Annotated in this window: 22 protein-coding genes; 5 read left to right on the top strand and 17 right to left on the bottom strand. The window is 65.1% G+C overall.

Annotation, left to right across the window (positions count from 1 at the left end; all coding sequences use genetic code 11):
* Positions 1–51 precede the first annotated feature (51 nt).
* On the bottom strand, positions 52–615 hold the full coding sequence (locus ACSHT2_RS32860) for a cytochrome b (RefSeq protein WP_440639131.1): 564 nt from the start codon (positions 613–615) through the stop codon (positions 52–54).
* Positions 612–1,664, bottom strand: coding sequence for a catalase family peroxidase (locus ACSHT2_RS32855; RefSeq protein WP_440639130.1), 1,053 nt, complete (start codon positions 1,662–1,664; stop codon positions 612–614). Before ACSHT2_RS32855 ends, ACSHT2_RS32860 begins: the two co-directional genes overlap by 4 nt.
* Positions 1,665–2,572: 908 nt before the next feature.
* Between ACSHT2_RS32855 and ACSHT2_RS32850 the strand changes: the two genes are divergently transcribed.
* The gene (locus tag ACSHT2_RS32850) at positions 2,573–2,815 is read left to right on the top strand and encodes a hypothetical protein (RefSeq protein WP_440639128.1); all 243 of its coding nucleotides are present in this window, start codon (positions 2,573–2,575) and stop codon (positions 2,813–2,815) included.
* A 233-nt stretch (positions 2,816–3,048) separates the two neighbouring features.
* Complete coding sequence (locus ACSHT2_RS32845; RefSeq protein ID WP_440639127.1) at positions 3,049–3,282, top strand: hypothetical protein; 234 nt, start codon at positions 3,049–3,051, stop codon at positions 3,280–3,282.
* Positions 3,283–3,605: 323 nt separating this feature from the next.
* Here the strand turns inward: ACSHT2_RS32845 and ACSHT2_RS32840 are convergent, their stop codons facing one another.
* From ACSHT2_RS32840 to ACSHT2_RS32815, 6 genes are all read right to left on the bottom strand, one after another.
* On the bottom strand, positions 3,606–4,316 hold the full coding sequence (locus ACSHT2_RS32840; RefSeq protein ID WP_440639125.1) for a hypothetical protein: 711 nt from the start codon (positions 4,314–4,316) through the stop codon (positions 3,606–3,608).
* Positions 4,313–5,599: an efflux RND transporter periplasmic adaptor subunit gene (locus tag ACSHT2_RS32835; protein WP_440639123.1), complete on the bottom strand. Its 1,287-nt coding sequence runs from the start codon at positions 5,597–5,599 to the stop codon at positions 4,313–4,315. Before ACSHT2_RS32835 ends, ACSHT2_RS32840 begins: the two co-directional genes overlap by 4 nt.
* On the bottom strand, positions 5,596–8,778 hold the full coding sequence (locus ACSHT2_RS32830; RefSeq protein WP_440639122.1) for an efflux RND transporter permease subunit: 3,183 nt from the start codon (positions 8,776–8,778) through the stop codon (positions 5,596–5,598). Before ACSHT2_RS32830 ends, ACSHT2_RS32835 begins: the two co-directional genes overlap by 4 nt.
* A gap of 64 nt (positions 8,779–8,842) precedes the next feature.
* Entirely contained in the window at positions 8,843–9,880 is a 1,038-nt protein-coding gene (gene rpoH / locus ACSHT2_RS32825; RefSeq protein ID WP_440639120.1) for an RNA polymerase sigma factor RpoH, read from the bottom strand.
* A 146-nt stretch (positions 9,881–10,026) separates the two neighbouring features.
* On the bottom strand, positions 10,027–11,451 hold the full coding sequence (locus ACSHT2_RS32820) for an ATP-binding protein (RefSeq protein WP_440639119.1): 1,425 nt from the start codon (positions 11,449–11,451) through the stop codon (positions 10,027–10,029).
* A 17-nt stretch (positions 11,452–11,468) separates the two neighbouring features.
* The gene (locus ACSHT2_RS32815) at positions 11,469–12,146 is read right to left on the bottom strand and encodes a response regulator transcription factor (RefSeq protein WP_124158495.1); all 678 of its coding nucleotides are present in this window, start codon (positions 12,144–12,146) and stop codon (positions 11,469–11,471) included.
* Between the two features lie 485 nt (positions 12,147–12,631).
* Here ACSHT2_RS32815 and ACSHT2_RS32810 point away from each other — a divergent pair, with 485 nt between their 5' ends.
* From ACSHT2_RS32810 to ACSHT2_RS32800, 3 genes are all read left to right on the top strand, one after another.
* On the top strand, positions 12,632–12,877 hold the full coding sequence (locus tag ACSHT2_RS32810) for a hypothetical protein (RefSeq protein WP_440639118.1): 246 nt from the start codon (positions 12,632–12,634) through the stop codon (positions 12,875–12,877).
* Between the two features lie 265 nt (positions 12,878–13,142).
* The gene (locus ACSHT2_RS32805; RefSeq protein WP_440639117.1) at positions 13,143–13,526 is read left to right on the top strand and encodes a hypothetical protein; all 384 of its coding nucleotides are present in this window, start codon (positions 13,143–13,145) and stop codon (positions 13,524–13,526) included.
* Between the two features lie 213 nt (positions 13,527–13,739).
* The gene (locus tag ACSHT2_RS32800) at positions 13,740–14,600 is read left to right on the top strand and encodes an alpha/beta hydrolase (protein WP_440639116.1); all 861 of its coding nucleotides are present in this window, start codon (positions 13,740–13,742) and stop codon (positions 14,598–14,600) included.
* 132 nt (positions 14,601–14,732) lie between these two features.
* Here ACSHT2_RS32800 and ACSHT2_RS32795 read toward each other — a convergent pair whose 3' ends face one another.
* The 9 genes from ACSHT2_RS32795 to ACSHT2_RS32755 form a co-directional block, all read right to left on the bottom strand.
* Positions 14,733–15,080, bottom strand: a complete 348-nt coding sequence (locus ACSHT2_RS32795) for a Rieske (2Fe-2S) protein (RefSeq protein WP_440639115.1) — start codon at positions 15,078–15,080, stop codon at positions 14,733–14,735.
* Positions 15,052–15,756: an ABC transporter ATP-binding protein gene (locus tag ACSHT2_RS32790; RefSeq protein ID WP_440639114.1), complete on the bottom strand. Its 705-nt coding sequence runs from the start codon at positions 15,754–15,756 to the stop codon at positions 15,052–15,054. Before ACSHT2_RS32790 ends, ACSHT2_RS32795 begins: the two co-directional genes overlap by 29 nt.
* Complete coding sequence (locus tag ACSHT2_RS32785; RefSeq protein WP_440639113.1) at positions 15,749–16,531, bottom strand: ABC transporter ATP-binding protein; 783 nt, start codon at positions 16,529–16,531, stop codon at positions 15,749–15,751. The genes ACSHT2_RS32790 and ACSHT2_RS32785 overlap by 8 nt, the downstream gene beginning before the upstream one ends.
* A complete protein-coding gene (locus tag ACSHT2_RS32780; RefSeq protein WP_440639111.1) occupies positions 16,531–17,577 on the bottom strand; it encodes a branched-chain amino acid ABC transporter permease in 1,047 nt (348 codons plus the stop codon). Before ACSHT2_RS32780 ends, ACSHT2_RS32785 begins: the two co-directional genes overlap by 1 nt.
* Positions 17,574–18,446: a branched-chain amino acid ABC transporter permease gene (locus ACSHT2_RS32775; RefSeq protein WP_199751317.1), complete on the bottom strand. Its 873-nt coding sequence runs from the start codon at positions 18,444–18,446 to the stop codon at positions 17,574–17,576. Before ACSHT2_RS32775 ends, ACSHT2_RS32780 begins: the two co-directional genes overlap by 4 nt.
* 332 nt (positions 18,447–18,778) lie before the next feature.
* Positions 18,779–19,933, bottom strand: a complete 1,155-nt coding sequence (locus ACSHT2_RS32770) for an ABC transporter substrate-binding protein (RefSeq protein ID WP_440639110.1) — start codon at positions 19,931–19,933, stop codon at positions 18,779–18,781.
* Between the two features lie 74 nt (positions 19,934–20,007).
* Positions 20,008–21,195, bottom strand: coding sequence for a xanthine dehydrogenase family Fe-S subunit (locus ACSHT2_RS32765; protein WP_440639109.1), 1,188 nt, complete (start codon positions 21,193–21,195; stop codon positions 20,008–20,010).
* Positions 21,192–22,028: an FAD binding domain-containing protein gene (locus ACSHT2_RS32760; RefSeq protein ID WP_440639108.1), complete on the bottom strand. Its 837-nt coding sequence runs from the start codon at positions 22,026–22,028 to the stop codon at positions 21,192–21,194. The genes ACSHT2_RS32765 and ACSHT2_RS32760 overlap by 4 nt, the downstream gene beginning before the upstream one ends.
* On the bottom strand, positions 22,025–24,418 hold the full coding sequence (locus ACSHT2_RS32755; protein ID WP_440639107.1) for a xanthine dehydrogenase family protein molybdopterin-binding subunit: 2,394 nt from the start codon (positions 24,416–24,418) through the stop codon (positions 22,025–22,027). The genes ACSHT2_RS32760 and ACSHT2_RS32755 overlap by 4 nt, the downstream gene beginning before the upstream one ends.
* Position 24,419: the final 1 nt, after the last annotated feature.

Below are 24,419 nucleotides of genomic sequence, written 5' to 3'. Positions count from 1 at the left end.
TCCGTGCCGAAGCATCGTTCCCGGATTGCACGCCCGCCGGCGCGCGATCGCTTATTCGGTAGGCTTCATCTGCTGACGCTGCGGCAGAGGCGACATCGTCCCGAACACGCCATCGCGACGGATCAAGGCGTGGAACAGCACGGCTGCCAGATGCAGCAGCACGAGGGCGAAGAACGTGAGCCCCAGATAGACATGCGCATTCCAAAACAGCGTGTGCGCGTAGTCACTCTGCGGCAGCAACGCCGGAATTTGAATCCCGCCGTACAGGACGACCGGATAGGCCGCGGCCCAGAGCATGCCGAGACCAAGCAACGGCATGACGATCATGAAGCCATAGAGCGCCAGATGCGACAATCGCGCTCCCAGCTTCATCGCCGGCGGAAGGTCGGCCGGCAGCGGCGGCGCGCCGAGATGAAGTCGTAGCGCCAGCCTGACCAGGACGAGCACGAGGAGCACAACGCCGAGCGTCTTGTGGATCAGGATGAGCGGCAGGTATTTCTGCGCCACGGTGGACACCATGCCCACGCCGATGAAGAGCATGGCGATGATGCAGAGCGCCATCAGCCAGTGCAGCAGCCGCTGGATCGGGGCGAAGCGTTGCGGGACATCGGTCATGGCTTGGCAACCTCGGTTCTCGGATAGTCGCTGGCTTCGGCTGCGCGCAGATCGTAGGATTTGCGGTAGACGGACGAGCGCGCAGCCGGGAAGGGATCGTCCGACACCCGGACTCCCTGCGGCAGCACGGTCGGATCGAAGTTGATGTCGCGACAGGGTCCATCCCGCTCAGGTTCAATTCGCTGCACGACCAGCGTTCCGACCTGCACCTTGCGCCGGCTCTCCGGCCAGGCTTTGCTCGGATCAGCGGTCGGATCGCCCGGCTCGGCCACAGTGGTGACCATGGTCCACCGTTGCGGCGCGGACTTCACCCGGGTCGTGATCTCCTGCTCGAGAAAATCCGGGCCGCGCTTCTCCAGCTCCGCCTGGGTGATGGCAGTGGGCTCCGCCGTGGGCACCAGCGACCACCGCACGGTGTGCTCATCGCCCTTCGCGTTCGTGAAGACGAAGCTGTTGAGACTGTTATACGAGTCCTCCGCGTAGCTTCCGGTCCAGGGCGCCGCCTTCGCCCAGGCTGCGAAAGCGGCGAACTCCGGATTTGCGCTGATGAACGTCTTCATCGCCTCCGGATCCTTCTTGCCGGCCGCAACCAGCAGATCGTGAAACGCGTCAGGCGTGGACACCGCAAAGAATGGCGGGTTGATCATCGCCATTCGCCACTCCTCTCCGTCCGCCGCCGATATCTGGAGCCCCATGCCGCGCACGCGCACGGTCGCGTCCACCGCGTTCGGATCGGCCGTACCGAGATTGAAACGGCCCAGAACCGGATAGCGGCCCTGCACGAACACCTTGGCGCGGGACAGCTCGACACCATTTCCGTTCGCTTCGAACATGCCGGTGAAGCAGATTCCCTTGGCATGATTCCGCCGGTGCCCCAGCGGCGGGCCGCTCGGAGGCGTCAACGCTGCAATCATGCGATCCGGCGTAAGACGCCCCGGCGTGAGCCACCCCGCGGTATACGCAAAGGCGGCGGCGCTGCCGCCGACCACGGCGGCAATCAGAACGAGCCATCCAAGGCTCGAACGCTCTACTCTACCTGGCTGATCCATCAAGTCCTCTCGCAACGCGGCGGCCGCCCGGCGCTCGAACGCGCGCAGCTCTCCGCTCGATGACATGAGCGGAACTTAGCGGACCGCCGCTATACCGATCTTCCCAAACGCACCGTCAATTTCGTGAAGGCACGCACTTTCTGAATACCGTGAGGCCCTGCCCCGCCCAATCACGAGGGCTGCGCGGTCGCGTGCAATCCCGATACAAGCGCGCGGAATGGCAAGATCGCCTCAATTCGTCATGGCATCCTGATCCGGCAATGAGGCGTCGAAACCGTCCGCGCACTTCTCCGTGACGGAGTGCTGAGCGGCGAGCGCGTTGCGGAACGTTCCGGAGCACGGGGGATGCGGTGCTTGCCGAGGCCGCAATGTATCCGATCGGTGGATCGGATGACGCCCCCGGGGCATCCGCTGCCGCTCGAAGAGAGCTCATCCCCTCGAACGATGAAGTCGCCGCTGGACGAATTACTTCTGGCCCTGCCGGGCATTCTCACCGAGCGCACCGCCACTTGCCATCAACATCGGCGAGCCGCCGCCGCGGGCGGACGCGACGCCGGAGAGCACAAACCAGGTTACAACAGTGCAACGAGATTGACCTCATGGCTCGCAGTCCCGCCTGATGCGTCTAGAACCGGGCACCGCGCGCGATCTGACCATCGCACGATGACGCGATCGATTCTGACATCGCTGACGGAATTCTGTTCGACGACGTATGAGGTATTCGTCGAAAGCCTGGGCTCCATGTCTTGCACTCGGCCATCTTCTCGCAACAGTGATGCCCAATCGCGGGCCTTGCGGACGAGGCGGCTTATATATCTGAGCATAGAATACAATTCTGGAAACGCCGTCAGCCGAGCAGCGATCCCCACAAAGCGACTCTCCGCACGAGATAGCAATGGAGACTCGCTATGAATGCATTCAAGATCCTGATCGCCTCGGCGCTGATCTCAACTGCGACAGTGTCGTCGGCCTCCGCCGCCTGGTCCTTCGCGGACCAGGAGCCCGCAACCTTTGCCTCGATGTATCCCGACCGCGACGTGCTGAATGGTGGTGCGTTGACCCCGGCAGGACGAATGGGGCTCGAGCGCCCCGGTGGCGCGGCTCCCGTGTTTGGCGCGGTTCAGGTTCGCAACCACCACTGGCGCCGATGACAAGCCGAACGAGCAATCAAGTACAGCTACCAGATTCAGATGACCATCGTTCACGTCTCGAACGGAGTACGACCGCGCGATGCGGCGTACCCGCGGCGTGGATGTGCATGCATCCCCTTCGTGCAACGACGAAAATGATCGTTCAATTGATACTGCCGATCCGGCGCACGCATGCACATGTCTGATGCGCGAGCCGAGGCGTTCCCGGCGTCGCTTTGTCAAGGAGATGTACGATGACTACACTGAAGCTGTTCTCGGCCGGGTTGATCGCTGCGGCCATGGTTGCTTCCCCGGCGATCGCGCGTGAAGGCCATACGAACGCGCGGCGGACGAATGTCGATGCCTACGCGTCGGCTCAACGTGTTCCGGTTACCTCCAAGCGCGGTTGCACGCGGGCTCCGGACGTCGGCGCCTATGCATCTGCCCCGTGGCGTCGACCGCCCTGCGAGCCCAAGTCCGGCTATTGAGCGCACCGGCCGGACAACGCTGCCTCGGCAGAACGCAATTGCGCGTGCTGAACTGAACCGGGTCGTTGCGCGTCTCGGGGCCTTTTGGCTTACGCGGAAAAGAGGAATGGCAGCTCCTCATGCTGTCATTCCTCCAGTTCGATCGACAACTCTCGAGTCGTCCGCTCTGTCACCGCCGCTGCACGGGCGATGGAGGTGCCGACATCAGGAATGATTGCCGCCGCCCGGCAGAGCGGCGACGACCGTTTCGGGTGACGCATCCATCCTTCTGTCGCGATGGTCGCGACATGGCGATGCGGCGGTTGCGCTGCACGGCTGCCCCTTCAGCACCCCGGCGGCAAGATCGGCGAGACTCCCGGCGTCGGCGCCGCACCTGACGCGTTGGCCGGCAGCACTGTCGCAGGAGATGCCAGATTCATCGTCATGCTTTCCGCACAGGTCGAGGTGTTGGGGCTGGGCGCGACCACAGCACTTGGATCGATGCCCGTTCCGACGTCGCCGCTGATCGCGACCGGGATCGTACCCGGCGGCGGCCCGGCCTGCACTTGCGGGATCGAGAGCGGCAAACTTGCAGCGCTCGCCACAGTCCCGCCCGGCGTTGAGCTGCACGCCACCGTCACTCCTGTCCCTGACGGCGCGGCCGCGGAAATTGTCCCGATCGAGCTCCCGTTTTGTCCCATGAGCGGTATGATTGGAGCAACATTGCCCGTCGTCGGCGACCCCGTGCTCGATGCGGTCGGCATTGTGGGCATCGACGTCGGAGACATCGGAGACGTCGATGGTGGCGCACAGACGACGACCGTACCTGGCGTCGTCGGATCCGAGGCGAGCGGAACGGGTGCCAGCGTGGTGTCGGGCGCGCCCTGCACGGTCGTTGCGGAGAACGGACCTGGGCTATTGAGCGGTGAGGTGACGATCGCGCCCGGTACGGTCGGCAGGCTCATCGCCGTGCTGCCGGTCGTTGCGACCTGGGCTTGGCTCGCAGAGCAGCCGAGCAGCACGGCGGCGAACGCCGCGCAAACGATGCGGATCATGTCTGCCCTCCCTGGCTCGCCTCATTCTTGCGAATGGAGACGTGGCTGCCCTCCACCAGATTGACCGCCGGATTGAGCACGACTTGCTCGCCGGGCCGCACACCTTCGCGCACTTCCACCGACGTGCCGAAATCTCGCGCGATCGAGACCTTCTGCAAATGAACGGTGCCGTTGCGCACGACTGCGACATGAAGGCCGTTCTGGTCGAAGACCAGCGCGTCGGCCGGAATCGACATCGACGGCGTCTTGCGCGGGATCGACAGTTCGACCGTGCAGTAGATGCCGGGGTTCAAGGCGCCATCGGGATTGGGCACGTCGATCTCGGTCAGCAGCGTTCGGCTTCCCGGCTGCAGCGCATTCGCGATGCGCGTGACCTTCCCTGGAAATACCCGGTCCGGGATCTCGGGAACGTGAATCTCGGCCTCGACGCCCGGCGCGATGCCGAAGGCCTCGTCCTGCGGCACGAAGACTTGCGTTCGGATCACGTTTGAATGCATCAGCGTGAACATGAAGGTCGATCCCGCCTGGACGAGGCTGCCATTGTCCACGTTGCGTTGCGTGATCACACCGTCGAACGGTGCCACCACGCGCTGGTAGGCCTTCTCCTGCTGAAGGACACGAATCTGCGCCTCCTGCGCCGTGATGTTCGACTGTGCGACGCTCACGGCCGCCTGCTGGGCGCGCAGCGTGAGACGGTCGTTGTCGCCTTGCTGGGCCGTCAACCAGCCCTGCTTGACCAGATTGCTGTCCCGCGTGTTGGTGACGTCGGCAAGCTCACGACTTGCCTGCGCCTGCTGCAACGCAGCCTGGTTCTGCGCGAGCGTCGCCTGCGCCTGCGCGATCTGCTGGTCGAGTTCCGGCGCGGTGATCTCCGCAAGCAGATCGCCCTGCTTCACGTGATCGCCGATGTCGACGTAGCGCTTCTCGATGTAGCCGCTGGCCCGTGCGAAGATGTTCGCCGCCTCGAATGCCGTCGTCGTCGCCGGCAGGGTGACCTTCATGAACTCGCCGCTGGCGCGGACCGTGGCCACCCGAACCTCCGGAACGGCGGTCCTGATCTGCTCTGCCGATACAGCCAGATCGCGTGCGGCCTGATAATGTCGCCAGCCGCCCACGCCGAGACCGCCGGCAAGGAGCAGCAACATGGCGCCGCCGAGCCATGCGCCGCCGTACCGGCGGCGCGGTCGCGCGTCCTTGCCTGGCAGCTCCACGATGCGGCCGCTTTCCGCATCGGGCGGCTCGCTCACGTCGTGGCTGTTGGTCCGCACGCGAACATCGCTCATTCCGGAGACTCCTCGAACACGCCGTGGTGAGGCTTGCCGTCGTTGCGCTTGCGTAGCCAGGCGAAGAGATAGGGCACGATCAGCAATGTCGTCGGCGTTGCGAACAGCAGCCCGCCGATGACGGCACGGGCGAGCGCCGCGTTCTGCTCCTCGCCCGGGCCTCCTATCGCCATCGGGATCATTCCCACGATCATCGCGGCAGCCGTCATCAGCACGGGGCGAATTCGCGTGCGGCCCGCGCTCAGCGCAGCCTCGAACGCGGTGTGCCCATTCAGTTGCGCGTCACGCGCGAAGGTCACGAGCAGGATGGAGTTGGCCGATGCGACGCCCACCGCCATGATCGCGCCCATCAGTGAAGGTACGTTCAACGTCGTCCCCGTGATGAACAGCATCGTCACGATACCGCAGAAGGTCGCAGGCAGCGCCATGATGACGACAAAAGGGTCGCCGAAGTTCTGGTAATTCACGACCATCAGCAGATAGACCAGGATGGCGGCAAACAGCAGCCCGATCCCGAGGTCGCGGAACGATTGATGCATGCTCTGGATCTGCCCCAGGACTTGAATCGAATTTCCCGGCTGGAGCTGCTTTTGAAGCGTCGACGTGACCTTGTCGATATCGGCAGAGACGCTGCCGAGATCGCGCCCCTGCACGCTCGCATAGACGTCAAACACCGGCTGAACGTTCGCCTGGTTCAAGTTCGTGGGCACCGTCCCCCGCTTGAAGGTCGCGACATTGCTGAGCAGGCCAGGCACCGTCTGCCCGCTCGCAGCCGACGAGGCCGACACCGGCGTGTTTCCCAATGCGTTGAGCGAGTTGGCCCTGTACTCCGGCGTCTGAACGGCAAGATAATAGGGGATGCCCGACGTCGGATCGGTCCAGAAATTCGGCGAGACCTGGGCGGACGAACTGAGGCTGACATTGATGTTGGTTGCCACCGTGCTGGCATTGAGCCCCAGCTGTGCGGCCCTTGTGCGGTCGATGTCGGCGTAGAATGCGGGAGCGTCGACCTCCTGTTGAAGATGCGCGTCAACGACTCCCGGAATGGCCGCCAGGTTCTTTTGCAGCTCCTTTGCCACGGACAGATTGTTGGCGCCGTAGCCGACGGTACGGACGTCGATTTGCGCCGGCAGGCCGAAATTCAGGATCTGGGTGACGATATCCGCCGCCTGGAAATAGAAGACGTCCTCGGGGAATGCCGCCGGCAATACCTGGCGCAGCTTCTTGACGTAATCCGCGGTCGGCCTGTGGCCGTCCTTGAGCGATACGAGGATCGTGCCGTCGTTCACTCCTATCGTCGAACCGTCGGTGAATGCCAGATTGTAGGGACGCGCCGGCAGACCGATATTGTCGACGATCAGCCCACGATCCCGGTCCGGAATGACTTCGCGGATCTTGTCCTCGACCGCCTGGAAGATGGCCTCGGTGCGCTCGATCCGGGTCCCGGCGGGCGCACGAACATGGAGCTGGATCTGACCGCCGTCGATCAGGGGATAGAAATCCCTACCCACGTAGACGAACATGACGGCCCCGAGCGCCAGCACGAGCACGGCAGCGATCGGCACGATGCTGCGGCTCCGGAGCAGGGTCGTCAGGAGCTCGGAATAGCCGTCGCGCAGGCGCTCGAAGCCGCGCTCGAACGCGGCGGACGCGCGCGAGAACATGCCGGACGAACTCTCGCCCTCGCCATGGCGCCTCTCGCCCTTCAGCAGCAGACCGATCGTGATCGGCGTGAGAGTCCGCGACAACCCGTACGACGCCAGCATGGCAAACACCACCGCTAGGCCGAGCGGCGTGAATAGGTATCGGGCCGGTCCTTCGAGGAATATGACCGAGGTGAAGACGCAGCTGATGGCGAGCGTGGAGACGAGCGTCGGTACGGCGATTTCGGCCGCGCCATGCAGCGTCGCTTGCGACAGCGGCATCCCCTCCTCAGTCCAGAGCCGATGCGTGTTCTCGATCGTCACCGTCGAATCGTCGACCAGAATGCCCACTGCGAGCGCCAGCCCACCCAGCGTCATCGTGTTGAGGGTCTCGCCGAGGAAATGGAGCACGATGAGCGAGGACAGCATCGCGAGCGGGATGGAGATCAGGACCACGAGCGTCGACCGCCACGATCCCAGAAATGCCAGGATCATCAGCGCCGTGAGACCGGCCGCGATCGCTCCTTCGCGCAGCACACCGTCGACGGAGTGGGTGACGAAGACCGATTGGTCGAACAATTCGCTGATCTTCAGCCCGGCCGGCGCCGACGCCCGAATCGACTTCAAGGCCTGCTTGACCCCGTTGACGACGGCAAGCGTCGAGGCGTTGCCATTCTTGATCACGCTGAGCAGAACCGAACGGTGACCATCCTCGCGCACGATATTCTGCTGGACCTGCGATCCGTCCCGAACCTGGGCGACATCCTTCAGCAGGATCGTCGCGCCGTTCACGAACTTGACCGGGATCATGTTGAGATCCTTGATCGAGGCCGGCGTCGCGTTGGTTCGCACGGTGTACTGGGTATCGCCGATCTTCGCCGTTCCGGTCGGCAGCGTCAGGTTCTGGGTATTCACCGCATTGACGATGTCGAGCGGCGTCAATCCGCGCGACGACAGCTTGTTCGGGTCGATGTCGACCATGATCTGGCGATACTTGCCACCCGCAGGCGTCGGCAGCGTCACTCCTGGAACGGGAGCCAGTTGCTGCCGGATCCGGTAAATGCCAAAATCGTAAAGCTGCTCCTCGTTCAATTTGTTGGACTCGAGGCTGAGCTGCAGTACCGGTACGCTCGACGCATTGAACTGAACGATGACGGGCGGCTGAATGCCCGGCGGCATCAGGGCGCGGATGGCGTTCGTTGCCGATACGATCTGCGAGATCGCGAGATCCAGATTGACGTCCGGCTGGAAGTAGATCTTTTGAACCGACAGGCCATTGAGCGTCTGCGCTTCGATGTTCTTGATGCCGCTGACATTGGCACTGATCGAATACTGGCTATACGTGGAGACGCGCTGCTCCATCTCCGGGGTCGAGAGACCGGTATAGCTCCAGATGACGGTGACGACGGGAATGCGGATCTCGGGAAAGATGTCCGTCGGCATCGACCAGACCGAGATGCCGCCCAGAAACAGGATCAGCGCCGCGAGCACATAGAATGTGTGCGGAAACCGGAGCGCAAAGCGGACAATTCCCATGGAGACGACTACCTGCAGCAGGTTGCGGGAAATTTCAGTTCAGATGGCGACGATGCTTGACCGTTCAAATGAGAACGAGTTCAGCATCGCTACCTCTCGATCGCTCACGTCGCGGCGAACGCCTCGCACTCGAGATACTGTCGGGATAAGTGGGTGGCGACAGAGACGACGCCACGCGCCGCCCCTGTCCGCGGGCGGTCGCCGCTGGCTCCTGGGTGGCACGGATGGCGGCACGCCTGACCTTGGCAAAGGCGCGAATCTCGATCTGCCGGACGCGCTCGCTGGAGATCGAAAGCTCGCGGGCGAGCTGATCGAGCGTCGGGGGATGCTCCGCCAGCCGCCTTGCCTCCAGCACGCGCCGCTCGCGCGACGTGAGGCCATTCAGCGCAATGCGCAAGGCATCGGTCCGATATTCCATCTGATCCTGATCGGCAAGGACGGTCTCGGCGTTGCTCGCCTCGTCCACAAGCAAGGCCTCCCACTCGGTACCTTGCTCGTCACCGCCAACCCGCGCATTCAGCGATAGGTCGCCGTGCAGGCGGCAATCCATCTCCATCACGTCGCGCGCCGAAACTTCGAGCTTGGTGGCGATCGCCTCGGCGGCATCAGGGGTAAGCCGCGCCATCCCGCCTTGGCCGGCCTTTCTCATCTCGCCGCGAAGCCGGAAAAACAGCTTCTTTTGAGCGGCCGTCGTTCCGATCTTGACCAGCGACCAGGAGCGCAGGATGTATTCGTGGATGGCGGCCTTGATCCACCACGTCGCATAGGTGGAAAATCGCGAATTTCGGTCGGGCTTGAACCGCGACGCGGCAATCACCAGCCCGAGATTGGCCTCGGCCATGAGATCGGCGAACGGAAGGCCGTATCCCCTGTAGCTCCGCGCGACCTTGGCGGCGAGCCGGAGGTGGCTCGTGACGAGCGCGTTCGCGGCATCGCCGTCTCTCGTCTCCTGCCAGCGACGCGCAAGCTGCTGCTCCTGCTCGCGTTCGAGCAGGTCGTATCGACCGATGACTGACGAATACGCATTGAACACAGCGGCCGCCGTACGCCTGCCCGGCACGGCCGTATCGATATTGCTCAAACCCGCGTGTCGCGTTCGCATCCTTTGCTCCCACGTTCGAACCGCAAACGGAGCGTAAGAGGCCTCCGACTGACGGCGCCAGTAAATTGGACTTAACTAGCCTGAATTCGCTTTCAGATATCTCGCTGCTCTTTCCGCTTCGCACGTGTCGCACATGGCACCTGTGGTCACATCGGCGCGAGGCTCGCGTGAAGCGAACGAGCCGGTGCGGAAATCGCGGCTTCGCGTGATGTCGCGCCCGTCCTGGCGAGGATCTCCACCCGTCCGCCGGGTGCCGGGCAAATGGTCAGGCAGAAGCCGTGCAGCTTGACGATGGCTGCGACGAGGCTCAGTCCAAGTCCCACTCCCGGCGTGTTGCGCATCTTGTCGGAGCGATAGAATCGGCGCAGCACCGCTTCGCGCTCCCCCTCGCCGATGCCGGGCCCGGTATCGATCACGCGCACGAGCGCGGCCCTGTCGTCCGACACCAGCTCGAGCGTCACTCTTCCGCCCGCGGGGGTGAATTTGACGGCATTGTCCACGAGATTGGCAACCGCCTCGAATAGCAGGTCCCGATCACCCCGCACCTGCACCTTGCCGTCGATCTCGACGTCGATTTCGATACCCTTGTCTTCGACGATGGGTTCGTAGACGTCGCACACCTGTCGCAGGATCTCGTCGAGCGCGACGTCGCCGAAACCGGCCGTCCGGCTGCTGCTCTCGATTTCGGCCAGGCGCAACAGCGCGGTGATGATTGCGAGCGATTGGTCGATTCCGGCCATTGCCTTGTCCACGATGTCCTGAAGGTCCTCCAGCGTGGCTGCGTGCGAGCGGCCGCGCTCCAGCGCCAGGCGGACTCGCGTGAGCGGCGTCCTGAGATCGTGAGCGATATCGTTGCCGACACCGGCCAGCGCGTTGATCGTGGTCTCCATTTCATCGAGCATGCCGTTGACGATCCTGGCCAGCCGCGCGAACGGATCGTCGGCGTTGGTCTGTGGGAGCCGCTCGCGGAGATCGCCGGCCACGATGCGCTGAACCCTCTGATTCACCTGCTCCACGCGCCTCTGGGCGCGAACGCTCAGCCAGGCCCCGGCCAGCAGGCAGAGGCAGAATGCCGGCAGCAGACCGAGCAGCAGCGCCTGCCCGACGACGTTCGATATCTCGCGCGTCTCGTCGACGTTCCTCCCAATCACCAGGATATGGCCGTTGCCCAACCGCCTGCCGGCGGCTTTGACAACGGTATCGCGAACCGCCGACGGCCCGGTCCGTGCGAACCGCACGCTCTGGACCGGCCCGCCGAGATCGAGCCGTGATGGCAATCGCCCGATGTTGCCGGCAAGCGGAGTCCCCGCTGCATCGAACAACCCGGCATATTGCACGCCCCTGGAATCCTGCTTGAGATGATCGGAAATCGCGTCGATGAGGCGGCCGGGCGGCAGCTCGGCCATGAAGTTGAGCTGCGTTGCGATCATGCGGTCGGATCGCACGATCAGGTAGTCGTCGATCTTCCAGTAGATGAAGGCGAATAGCCCGACGACGAACAACGCCAGCATGGCCGCCATCGCAGCGGCCCAGAGGAACGTGTTGGAGCGAATGAACTGAATCTGGCGCATCGATCCGCCGGACCTGTTTAGCGAACGCGCAGCACGAAGCCGGAGCCGCGAACGTTGTGGATGAGCGGCGTCTCGCCGGGACCGTCGACCTTGTGACGAAGGCGGCCCATGTGCACATCGATGAGATTGGTGGTCGCCGGGACGAATTTGTAGTTCCAGACCTCCTCGAGCAGCATCGCGCGGGTGAGCAGCTGATCGCTCCGGCGCATCATGTATTCGAGCAGACGGAATTCGCGCGGCAGCAGATCGATCTCGCGCTCGCCTCGCCGAACGGTCCGCTCGATCAGGTCGAGTTCCAGCGGCCCGGCGCGCAACGTGGTCTCGCGGCTGTCGATCGGACGCCGCAGCAACGCCTCCACTCGCGCGACGAGCTCGATCAGCGCGAACGGCTTGGTGAGATAGTCGTCTCCGCCGACGCGCAACCCGCGCACCCTGTCGTCGACCGCGCCGAGCGCACTCAGCACCAGGACGGGCGTCCTGACCTGGTCCTTGCGCAGGGCCTCGATGACGGTCAACCCGTCCATTCCGGGCAGCATGCGATCGACGATCAGGGCATCGGGAGACGATTCGCGCGCCCGATCGAGACCGCCTATTCCGTCAGGCGCCCATCGCACCTCGAACCCGCGCTCGGTGAGTTCGGCGACGATCGCGTCGGCGGTCTCGGCATCATCCTCGATCAGGAGTATCCGCGTCATTGTGCTGGTCCCACGTCCTGCGAGGCCTCGAGGCCGGCGGCGAAGCATGGGCTCGGTGATCCGCGACGACATGTTCAATGCCCGCCCGGGCCGAACATGCGAGGCAGGACCGGCACGCGACGCACCGCGCTCTCGCAAGAGAAGTAATTCTGCGGGGAATGAAGCTCCATTAAATTGCATGTCAGGGAGCCCGGAAGCGCGGCCACCGCTGGCGCCGGTGTGAAGGCGATCGAATGTGCTGTCGCGATGATCATCTCTCATCTCCATGCAGCAGGACGTTGCAGCAGATATGTCCTCAGCGAGGCCGCCGTTACGCGCCGACATCGGGAACGTTGCGAGTTTGCACGATCGTGCTTGCCGGCAAGGACGGGATCACGGGCCGTTGAAGGCGGGTGAGCAATTCGTGCATTTTGTCGACGCGCGCTCGTCCGCACCTCCTTCGCAGGCCGGCTTGGACTGCCAGCTGTCATCAAAGGAGAAGCCAAATGACCACTCTCAAGCTCTTGTCGACCGGACTGATCGCAGTCGCCATGCTCGGCGGACCCGTCATGGCGCGGGAAAGCCATTCCGGCGCCCGGCCATCCGCCATGCAAGCCGATCCGGTTGCATCGGACGGGCCGATCTATCAGGTCGACCGCGCCTGCGTTCCAGCGCCGCGTGTCGGCGCGTTTGCGACGGCGCCGTGGACCGGCAACAACGTTCCCTGTGAGCCGGGCACCGGCAGCTTCTGATCCCGACGACGTCGCGGCCGGCCGGGCAGCTCGCTCGGCCGCCGCCGCTCAGCGATGGGGACGGGCCTGACACTGAGCCCGTCCCCGCCCGGTGGTCGCGTCGGCAGATCACCTCGCCGATGCGCAGCGCCCCGCTCCTGAAATCGAATTCAGTGGGATTGCCGCACGACCTTCCTACCTTCCCTTCAAGACGGGATTTGCTGACGGCACGACGCTGAGGCGACGGCATCGGCGGCCGGGCATCCGGACACGAAAGGAGTTTCTCATGAAACGAGCATTGATGATCATGGCGACAGCGGCGCTTGCCTCAGCGCTGGCGGTCGGAACAGCCGAGGCACATGGCGGCGGTGGCGGTGGCCACGGCGGCTTCGGTGGCGGACATATGGGCTTTGGCGGCGGCCACATGGGCTTCGGTGGCGGCGCGCATTTCGGCGGCATGGGACATGCCGGCGGATTCGGCGGCGGAGCCCGATTCGGCGGCGAGCACCTCGGCTTCGGCCATCATGTCGCAATCGGCGGCCTGCGGCAGCACGCGTTTCACCGCTTTGACCGCTTCCGGTCCGGATATGGATTCTACGGCGCCTATCCGGATTGCTATGACTGGTACGAGCTGCATCCGGGCCAACCGTTGCCGCTGAGTTGCAGCTAGGTCCGCACGCACGGTGCCGATCGGTCCGGACCACGCGAGCGCGCGGTCCGGATCGATCCAATATCGGCGGATGGCGCCTGTGCGTCATCTCGGGAGGATGCTGGCATGCCGGATGCATCGAGTGAGGTAAGCCGGATTGCATCCACGCACGGAATCGCCGATCCAAGTTGGACAGGCGCGCCACCCGGGGGCGCAGGCGCAACGGAGAGTTTCATGGCTGAGAACGCTCATTCGACAATTCGGGCGCCCGACCCCCGTGGCAGGTGGTCCGAGCTGTCCCAGGCAGAACGCGATGCTGCCTATGACAACAACGCGGCGGTCAAGAACAGCGCGGCCCTGATCGCCGAGCGCAACGAGGCCTCCAGCCGGCTGCGGGGCACTCTGAAGTCCCACCTCGACCTGCCCTATGGCGAGCGGGCCAACAACAAGATCGATCTCTACCCCGCCGCCAGGCCGGATGCGCCCTGCCTGGTGTTCCTGCACGGCGGCTATTGGCAGCGCAATTCGCGCGAATTGTTCGCCATGCTGGTCGAAGGCGTCGCCGCGCATGGCTGGTCGGTTGCCATACCCGGCTATTCGCTGGCGCCCGAGGTGTCGCTGACCGATATCGTCGGCGAAATCCCGCGCGCACTCGACTGGCTCGCCGCGCATGGCGCGTCCTATGGCATCGCCGGGCCGGTCGTGCTGTCGGGCTGGTCCGCCGGCGCCCATCTCGTTGCGATGGCGCTCGATCATCCGCGCGTCCACGCGGGGCTGGCGATATCAGGCGTCTATGATCTCGTGCCGATCCGCGATACCGGGCTGAACAAAGCGCTGAAGCTGACGGATCAGGAAGTCGCCACGCTGTCGCCGCTTCGCCTGCCCGTAACGCAGAAGCGGCTCGACATCGCCTATGGAAGCAACGAGCTGCCGGCCCTCGTGAACGATTCAATCGATTTCCACGAGAAGCGCGCGGCAGCCGGAGCGCCGGGCAAGCTCATCGCGGTCGAAGGCGCCGACCATTTCACCATCCTCGGGGCGCTGCGCCGGCCGGACGGCATTCTCGTGGACGCCGCTCGGCGACTGCTGGACTAAAGACTGCGAAAACAACCCCATGCACAGTAGAGATGCCGTTGTTTTCAAACGCAAATTTTTGAGGGCAGAACGACGCCGCCACTGCTTTGACTTGTCGGGCAAAACAGGGGCATAGTGGCACCATCGCCCCGATCATCGCTGCTGCACCTCGATCGAGATTCGCTCGTCCGTGACTCGCACCGGATAGAGCCGCAGCGGCGGGCTCGGCCATCCCACGTTGATCGCTCCGTCGCGCAAATCGAACGATGCCGCGTGGCGCGGGCAATACAGCCGCCCCGCTCTCACCTGCCCAAGGCCGAGATCCGCCTGTTCGTGCGGGCACGCGCGGTCGCACGCAACGATATCGCCGTCGTTCCAGATCACGAGCATATCGAGGCCTGCGACATGGACGCGAACGATCGTCTCAGCCTTCAGCCGGTCGAGACCGCAGACCGGAGTCCACCCGGCCCCATCACCCACCGAGATAGGCCTTGCGCACATGCTCGTTCGCGATCAGCTCGGAGCCGGCTCCGGACAGCACGATACGACCGTTCTCGAGCAGATAGGCATGGTCGCACATCTCGAGCGCGGCGAAGGCGTTCTGCTCGACCAGCAGCACCGTGGTGCCGGCATCGCGGATGCCGCGGATGATGGCAAAGGTGCGCTCGACGATGTTGGGCGCGAGCCCGAGCGATGGCTCGTCGAACATGATCAGCCGCGGTCGCGACATCAGCGCGCGCCCGATCGCAAGCATCTGCTGCTCACCGCCGGACAACGTCCCCGCCGCCTGCCGGCGCCGCTCGGCGAGCCGCGGAAATTCCGCGTAGATTCGATCGCGGTCGGCCGCAATCTCACCCGAACCACGACGGAGGTAAGCCCCCATGTCGAGATTCTCCTCGACGCTCATGTGTGGAAACACGCGCCGCCCTTCCGGACAATGCGCGATTCCGCTCGCCAGCACGCGCGGGGGCCTCGCCCCGGTGATGTCGATGCCCTCAAACCGCATCAGGCCCGAGCGTGGCGGCACGAGGCCGGAGATCGCGCGCAACGTCGTGCTCTTGCCGGCGCCATTGGCACCGATCAGCGCGACCAGCTGGCCGGCCTTCACGTCCAGCGAGATGCCGCGCAGCGCGGTGACGCCGTCATAGCCACAAACCATCTCGCGGATCTCAAGCACGTCCCGCTCCATGTCCGAGATAGGCCTCGATCACCGCCGGATCGTTGCGGATCACGTCGGGGGTCCCTTCCGCGATGATGCGGCCGTAATTGAGCACCACGATGCGATCCGAAACGGTCATCACCATTGGCATGTCGTGCTCGACCAGGAGGATCGTGATGCCGCGGTCGCGGATGCTGCGGATCAGCTCGACGAAGCGGTGGGTCTCCGAGGCGTTCATGCCGGACACCGGCTCGTCGAGCAGCAGCATCGATGGTTCCGCCGCGAGCGCTAGCGCGACACCGACGAGACGCTGCTCGCCGTAGGACAGTGAGCCCGCGGCATCGTGCGCTCGGCGTTCGAGCCCAACCCATTCCAGCAGTTCGCCCGCCCGCTGCCGCAGCCTGCGCTCCGAGGCGCGCGCGCCTGGCAGGCCGAGGATGGCGTCGAGCAGCCGGACCCGGCCCTGGCGGTGCAGGCCGATCAGCAGATTGTCGTGGACGGTGTCGTTGGGGAATACGCTGGTGCGCTGGAAGGTACGGATCAGACCGAGATCGGCGATCTGGTGCGGCTTCAAACCGGCGAGCGCAGCGTTGCGATAGGTCACGCGGCCGGCGCTCGGCGTCAGGAAGCCGGTCATGACGTTGAAGGCGGTGGTCTTGCCGGCGCCGTTCGGCCCGATGAGGCTGACGATCTCGCCCTCCCCGACCGTGAAACTCATGTCGGAGATTGCGACCAGGCCGCCAAAGCGGACCGCCACCTGATCGATCGTCATGGCAATGCTGCGCGCCGTCATCACGCCGGCTCCTTGGCAGCGGTCTCGGCCAGAGCGACGGGCGGCAGCGCCGTCCTCCCGTTCCGTCGCCGGCCAAATCGCTGCGCGAGCGAGGGCACGATGCCACGCGGGACCACGAACAGGATGGCGATCAGCACGCCACCATAGGCGATCCACTGCGCTTCCGGCGCCATGACCGGCCGCAGCGCGACCGGAAGCAGCCCGAAGATCAGGCCGCCGACGACGGGCCCAGCCAGCGAACCCTTGCCGCCGCTGATCACCATGATCACCATGGTGACGGTGTTGATGAAGGCGAACACTTCGGGATCGATGATCCGGATGTAGTGCGCATAGAGGCTGCCGGCCGCACCCGCGATCGCCGCCGAGATCACCGCCGCGGTTGTCAGCGTCCTGGTCACGTCGATGCCGACGGAGACCGCCAGCGTCTCGTTCTCCATCAGCCCGCGCATCGCGCGGCCGAAATGCGAATGAACGAGGCGCGCGATGAGGAGATAGGCGATGAGCGCGACGACCAGCACGAGATAATAGTTCTGCATCTTGGTGCGCAGCGTCAGCTCGCCAAAGCCTGGCAAAGGCAGCGCGATAGAGGGAATGTTGGTCAGCGCCAGCGGCCCCTGCGTCAACTCGACCCAGTTCAGCGCGACCAGCCGGACCACCTCTGCAAAGGAGATCGTGACGATGACGAAATAGGCGCCGCGGACGCGGAACGAGAGCAGCCCGACGAAATAGCCGCACAAACCAGCAATGACGATCGCCAGCACGAAGCCCGCGATCGGCGGCCAGGGTTCATGAACAAGGCGCACGCCTCCGGGCAGGCCGATATCGAAACCGAGCGAGGTCGGCGCACTGACATAGGCGCCGATGCCGAAGAAGGCGATGTGACCGAGGCTGAGCTGGCCGGTGAAGCCGAGCAGCAGGTTGAGGCTCATCGCACCGATGACGAAGATCCCGGTCGTGATCAGCGCATTCAGGAGATAGGGATCGCGCAGCCAGAGCGGGATCGAGACAAGCACCGCGACGGCGAGAATGGTGATGATCGCTCTCATCCGACGCGCTCCGCACGCGCGAACAGGCCGGTCGGCCGGAAGATCAGCACCGCGATGATGATGAGGAAGCCCATGGCATCGCGGTAGCCCGACGAGACGTAACCGGCGCCGAGCTCTTCGGCGAGCGCCAGGATGAAACCGCCGATCACGGCGCCCGTGATGTTGCCGAGGCCGCCGAGGATGACGATGGCGAAGGCCTTCACCGCGGCGAGATCGCCCATCTGCGGGAAGATCACATAGACCGGCCCGAGCAGGGCGCCCGCGGCGGCGGCCAGGCTGGAGCCGATCGCGAAAGTCGAGGTGTAGATCATGTCGACATTGACGCCCATCAGCGAGGCGGTGTCGTGGTCCTGGAACGTCGCCCGCATCGCGCGGCCGAGGCTGGTCTTGTTGATCAGGAGATACGTCACGAGGATCAAGAGGGCCGCGGCGGCGAGAACGAACAGCCGCAGCCAGGACACCGACACCGGACCGAGCACCAGCGGCGCCTCCGGAAACGGCGTTGCCACCGATTTGGCGACGCCGCCCCAGATCCACAGCGTGCCCGACTGCATCGCGATCCAGGCGCCGATCATGACCAGCATCGTGGTGTCGATGTCTGAGCCGCGCAGCGGTCGCAGCAATGTCAGCTCGATGACCGCCCCGAGCAGCCATCCGGCCAGCACGGCCACGGGCAGCGCGAGAAAGAAGTTCAGCCCGAGCTGCTGCACCACGATGAACATGATGTAGGCCCCGAACGTGTAGAGCACGCCATGCGTGAAGTTCACCACGTTCATGATGCCGAAGATCAACGTGAGCCCGATGCCCAGCAGCGCATAGGTGCCGCCGAGCACGAGCATGTTGATCAGATGCTGGAGGAATTCGCTCAAGACCGTTCCCGTCTGTTCTGGATGGCGGCGAGGGCCGCAACGTGCCGCCCTCGCCCGGGATTGACTGATGCTAAAGCGGAATGGCTTTAGGTTGGATCGATGACCGTGGCGGCTCGTTCACCTCTCCCGCTTGCGGGAGAGGCGTAGGCCGCCTTCGGCGGCCGTTTGGGGAACGCCGAGGCGACGCCTCGGCTGTGGCGGAGCGCCGGGTGAGGGCTTTCTCCTCTTGGCGACAATCCCATTGCGGAGACACCCTCTCCCCACCCTCTCCCGCAAGCGGGCGAGGGAGCGCACCTCCTTCGTTGCTGCATCGAACCTAATCTCATCGCGCTTTAAAGCGTCTTCATCCCGACCTTGCCGTCGTTGATCTCGATGAGATAGACGTTCGGCTGGCTCTGCCCGCTCTCCTTGCCCTGGGGACCGGACTTGCGGAACACGATGTCGCCGTTCAGCCCCTTGATGTTGATCTCCCAGAGCGCGGCCTTGATCGCGGCAGGCTCGGCCTTGCCGGCCTTCTCGATCGCGGCCGCCGCGGTGCGGATGCCGTCATAGCCGCGGAAGCTCTCGGTGCAGCCGGCGAAGTCGAAGCCGCGCTTCTTCCATTCCGTGATGAAGTAATTGGTCGCTTCCGGATTCGGCGTCTTGTCCGGGAACCAGGGCAGGAAGGTCGTCAGATGCATGGTGCCGTTGGCGGCAGCTCCCGCCTGGGCGATGATCTGGTCCGGATTCTGCGAGCCGCCGGTGGTGATGATGCGCTTCTTCAGGCCCAGCGCAGCCGCCTGCTTGAAGATCAGCGTCAACTGATCGACCGCGGTCGTGACGATGACCGTCTCGGAATCCGAGCTCTTGATCTTGGAGAGCTGGGCGCTCATGTCCTGCGCGCCCTGGTCCATGGTCTCGACTAGGCCGATGCTGATCCCCTTCTCCTTCATCATCTTGCTGAAATCCTCGGCGGTGCCGCGGCCCCAGTCGTTGTTGATGACGAGGAAATCGACCTTCTTCAGCGCGAGCTTGTCGACGATGCCCTTGAACGCCGCGGCCTCCACCGCCGAGGGCGGCGAGATGCGGAAGATGAAGGGATTGCCCGTCGTCGTGATCTTGCCTGAGGACGAGGTCTCGACCACCATCGGGGTCTCGTATTCCATCAGCTTCGGCATCACCGCGAGCGTCAGGCTCGAGCCCCAGGCGCCCATCAGCACCGGCACCTTGTCGCTGGTGATGAGCTTTTCGGCGACGGCGGCAGCTTCCGTCGGGTTGCTCTTGTTGTCCTCGATCACCAGCTCGATCTTCTTGCCGAGGATGCCGCCCTTGGCGTTGATCTCGTCGGCGGCGATCTTGGCGCCGTTGACGACGTAAGTGCCGGAGGCTGCGAACGCGCCGGTGAGCGGCTCGTTGACGCCGATCTTGATGGTCTGCGCCCCCGCGGCGCCGCCGAACAAGGCCGTCGCCAGCGCGATTGTCCGAACCAGTCCGAGTGCTCGTGTCATGTTGTCTCTCCAATCCAACGCTGTTGATGTCTAGGCAGTCCAGGCTTCGTCACTTCCGGTGTACGAGCACACCGTCACCCCGCCTCGCTCCGGCGGCCAAAGATGCAGGCGATCCGTGCGCGCAAAACGTCCGACGCAATCGACCAGAAGCTCAGCTCCGCCGGCGTCCCCGGCCCTGACGGCACGCCGGACATGTGGCGATCGAGATTGGCGGCGAACTCCGCGACCAGGCGCCGAGCGAGATCCCGCACCAGGCCGGGACGGCCGATCTGGGCCAGCATTCCCGTGAGCGTGTAGCCGATCGACAGTTCGACCGCGGTCGCCGCACCGCCTTCGAGCGGAAGCAGGCGATAACGGATCTCGCCTTGCGTTGCCGAATGGCTGCGGTGGTCGGTGCCGATGCCGACGATGCGCCCGGAGAGCGACGCGGGATCGCGCTCGACGCGCGCTGCACCCTCGAAGGCCGCGGCGATCGGCCCGAGCTTCACGCGGATCGCGCCCTCCACGCGCTCCGGCTTCGGCGGCGATGTCAGCGATACGCCAGGAAGGCAGGCGGCAATGCCCGCGATATCATCGAACATCGCGAACACCTTTGCCGGTGCGTGCGGCAGCGTGAAGCGCTGGTCGAGAATGGTCGCCGGGGTGAAATCGGGAATGGTGCCAGGCGCGACGCTCTCGGACGCCGGAGCCGCCACCGTGTGCGCAGGCTGCGGGTCGTATCGGCCGGATTCAGCTCGCCCCGAGCCAGCCGGACCGAGGACGGTCCTGCCGCCGTCGACCAGCGGCGCGACATTGCGCGCGCGCCTCGCCTCGATCACGGACTGCACCGCGCGCACGATGCCGACATAGCCGGTGCAGCGGCAGAGGTTGCCGCTGAGACCGACGCGAATGCGCCGCTCGTCGGCATCGGGCAGCCGCAGCACGAGGTCGCGGGCGGAGACCAGCATCCCCGGCGTGCAGTAGCCGCATTGCAGGGCATGCTCGCGGGTGAATGCGGCACGCAGCTCGGTCGTGACCTCGTCCTCGTCGAGGCCCTCGATCGTGGTGACGTCGGCGCCCTCGCAGGCCGCCGCATAGGTGATGCAGGAGCGCGCCGGCACACCGTCGAGCAGCACGGTGCAGGCGCCGCAGACGCCGTGCTCGCAGCCGAGATGCGTGCCGGTCAGGTCGAGCTTTTCGCGAACGAAATCGGCAAGGCTGGTGCGCGGCTCGGCCGACAGCTCCACCGCGCGGCGATTGACGTGAAGCGCGATCGTGCTCATGCCGCGGCCTCCTGGACGGCGCGCTTCAACACGCTGACATGGATATGGCGCTGCGCGGCATCATCGATGCCGGCCTTTGCCAAAAGAGCGTCCGCAGCGCGGACGTCGAAGCGCTGCCTGTAATCGGCTGCAATCCGGCCGCCGAACAGCTCCGCGGCGTCGGTGATGACCAGGGGAGTCGTGTCGATCGCGCCGATCACGATGCGCGCCGAGGCCGCGGCGGGATCGATCAGGACCGCGCCGATGGCATGGGCGAACTCGCCCGTCTTGCGGCAGCTCTTGGCATAGCCCCAATGCGCCGATGCCGATCGCGCCGGTACGTGCACCGCCTCGACGATCTCGCCCGTATGCAGCGCAGATTCCAGGGCACCAACCACGAACGTTTCGACTGGCATCGTGCGTGCACCGGCAAGACTGCGCAACGTCACCCGCGCACCCAAGGCGGCAAGTGCCGAAATCCAGTCCGCGGCGGGATCGGCATGGCTGAGCGAACCGCCGATCGTGCCGCGGTTGCGCACGGCGCGATAGGCAATGTTGGCCGCGACGCCGCGCATCGCGCCGCGGGTCACGTCAGCCGTGCGGCCGTCTTCGATATCGGCATGCGTGACCAGGGCGCCGAGCACGAGCTCGCTGTCGGAGACCTCGGCGCGCTTGAGCTCGGCAAGGCCGGAAATATCCACGATCAGTTCCGGCTGCACCAGCCGCAGATTGAGCATCGGCCCGAGCGACTGGCCGCCGGCGATGATTTTTGCCGAGCCGCTGCTGGCTGCCAGCATCGAGAGTGCTGCAGTGAGATCGCGTGGGCGTTCATAGGCGAAGGGAGCCGGCTTCATGCCGCACTCCTTTCGGTCGCGCGGGCGGCCAGCACGGCCGCGACGATCCGGTGGGGCGTGATCGGCGACTGCATCAGCTCGACGCCGAGCGGGCGCAGCGCGTCGTTGACGGCATTGGCGATCGCGGCTGGCGGCGCAATCGCCCCGCCCTCGCCGATGCCCTTCACGCCGAACTGCGTATAAGGGGATGGCGTCTCCATGTGGTCGAGGCGCGCGGCGGGAACCTCGGTCGGCCCGGGCAGCAGATAGTCGGCGAGCGTCGTCGCCAGCGGCTGGCCGGAGGCGTCGAACGGCATTTCCTCGTAGAGCGCGGTGCCGATGCCTTGCGCGAGGCCGCCATAGATCTGGCCGTCGACGACGAGCGGATTGACCAGCACGCCGCCGTCTTCGACGATCACGTAGTCAAGGATCTCGACCTCGCCGAGATCAGGATCGACCGCGACCACCGCCGCATGCGCGGCGTAACTGAAGGTGCCGCTGTCGCGCACCGGCTTGTAGCCTTGCGTCACTTCCAGCCCGCCGGGATCGACGTCGGCCGGCAGATCCTGCGGGCGGCGGTACCAGGTGTGGGCGATCGCCTTCAGGCTGATGCTGCCATTGACGCCGCGCACCTCGCCGTTCTGCAAGACCACCGAAGCAGGATCATGCTGCAACAGCTTGGCGCCGATGCGCCGGGCGCGTTCGCCGAGCTCGCGGCAGGCAGTGGCCACCGCGCCGCCCGCCATCACCATCGAGCGCGAGCCCCAGGTGCCGGTCGAATAGGGCGTCATCGCGGTGTCGCCGAGGATGATGCGGATCTTCGCGACATCCACCCCAAGAATCTCATGGGCGACCTGGGCAAGCGTGGTCTCCATCCCCTGGCCGTGCGAATGCACGCCGACGCGCAGTTCGAGGCCGCCATCGGGCGTCAGCCGGGCCGAGGCCTGCTCATGGCCCGGAACCATCGGAATGCCCCAGCCGGAATAGACCGACGTGCCGTGGGCGGCCTGCTCACAATAGATGGAGACGCCGACGCCGATGCGGCGGCCGTCGGCTTCTCCCTTGCGCTGGCGTCCACGAATGGCATCGATATCGATCTGTGCCAGCGCGCGGCGCATCGCTTCCGGATAGTCGCCGCTGTCAAAATGCTTCCTGGTGATGTTGTCGAACGGCATCTGCTCCGGCCGCACCAGATTGCGTAGCCGGACCTCGCCGGGCTCGAGCCCGGCCTCCGCCGCCACGAGATCGAGCATCAATTCCAGCGCGAAGCAGACGCCGGTGCGCGCCACGCCGCGATAGGGCAGGATCGGACATTTGTTGGTGGCGACCGAGAAGGTGCGGCAGCGATAGGCCGGCATCTTGTAAGGACCCGGCAGGATGCTCGCGACCTGCGCGGCTTCGAGGCAGGCCGAGAACGGATAGGACGAATAGGCGCCGGAATCCACCGTCGCCTCGCAATCGATGCCGCGCAGCGTGCCGTCGCTGTCAGCATAGACCGTGATCCTGTAATGGTGCTCGCGGCAATTGGAGCTGGCGACCAGATGCTCGCGGCGATCCTCGAGCCAGCGCACCGGGTGGCCGCAGCGCATCGTCAGCCAGGACAGGCAGACCTCTTCGGGCAGCAAAATGCCCTTGTGACCGAAACCGCCGCCGACATCGGGCGAGATGACGCGGATCCGGCCCTCCTCCATGCCGAGACATTCGGCAAGGCCGCTGCGCGTGATGTGCGGCATCTGCGCCGCGGAGTGCAGCGTCAGCTGGTCGAGTCTCGGATCGAACGTCGCGACGACGCCGCGGCCTTCCAGCGGCGACATGCACTGCCGCGCGGTCGAGATCTCGCGCGTCACCTTGATCGGCGCATCCAGCGCGGCTGAGATGTCGACCTCGTAGTTGGTTTCGAGGAAGACATTGTCGCCCCAATGCTCGTGCACCAGCGCCGAGCCGGGCTCGCGCGCTTTCAGCATGTCGTAGACCGCGGGCAACTCTTCGAGATCCAACGTCACGGAGGCCGCGATGTCCTCCGCTTCGGCACGTGTCGGCGCAAGGCACATCGCGACGAGTTCGCCGACCTGCCGGACCTTGCCGGTGGCGAGCACCGGCTGCTCGGAAATCTTGAAGCCGGGAAGCCCCGAGACCGCGCGGATGGGCTTGATGCCGGCGAGATCGGCCGCCGTGTACACGCTGCCGCGATAGCGATCAGGCACATGAATCCCGCGGATGCGGGCATGCGCCAGCGGGCTGCGCACGAAGGCGACATCCTGAAGGCCCGCGAGCCTGATGTCGCCGACATACTGGCCGCGGCCGCGCATCAGGCGATCGTCCTCCTTCCGAGGCAGCCGTGCGCCCACGCCCTGCCCGGACTTCCCAGAAGGAAATTCTCGCTCGTTGCGCACGCCGGCGTTCTCCTTCACC

Source organism: Bradyrhizobium sp. PUT101, assembly GCF_052043945.1.
Taxonomy (GTDB): domain Bacteria; phylum Pseudomonadota; class Alphaproteobacteria; order Rhizobiales; family Xanthobacteraceae; genus Bradyrhizobium.
This window is presented reverse-complemented; position numbering and strand designations above follow the sequence as displayed.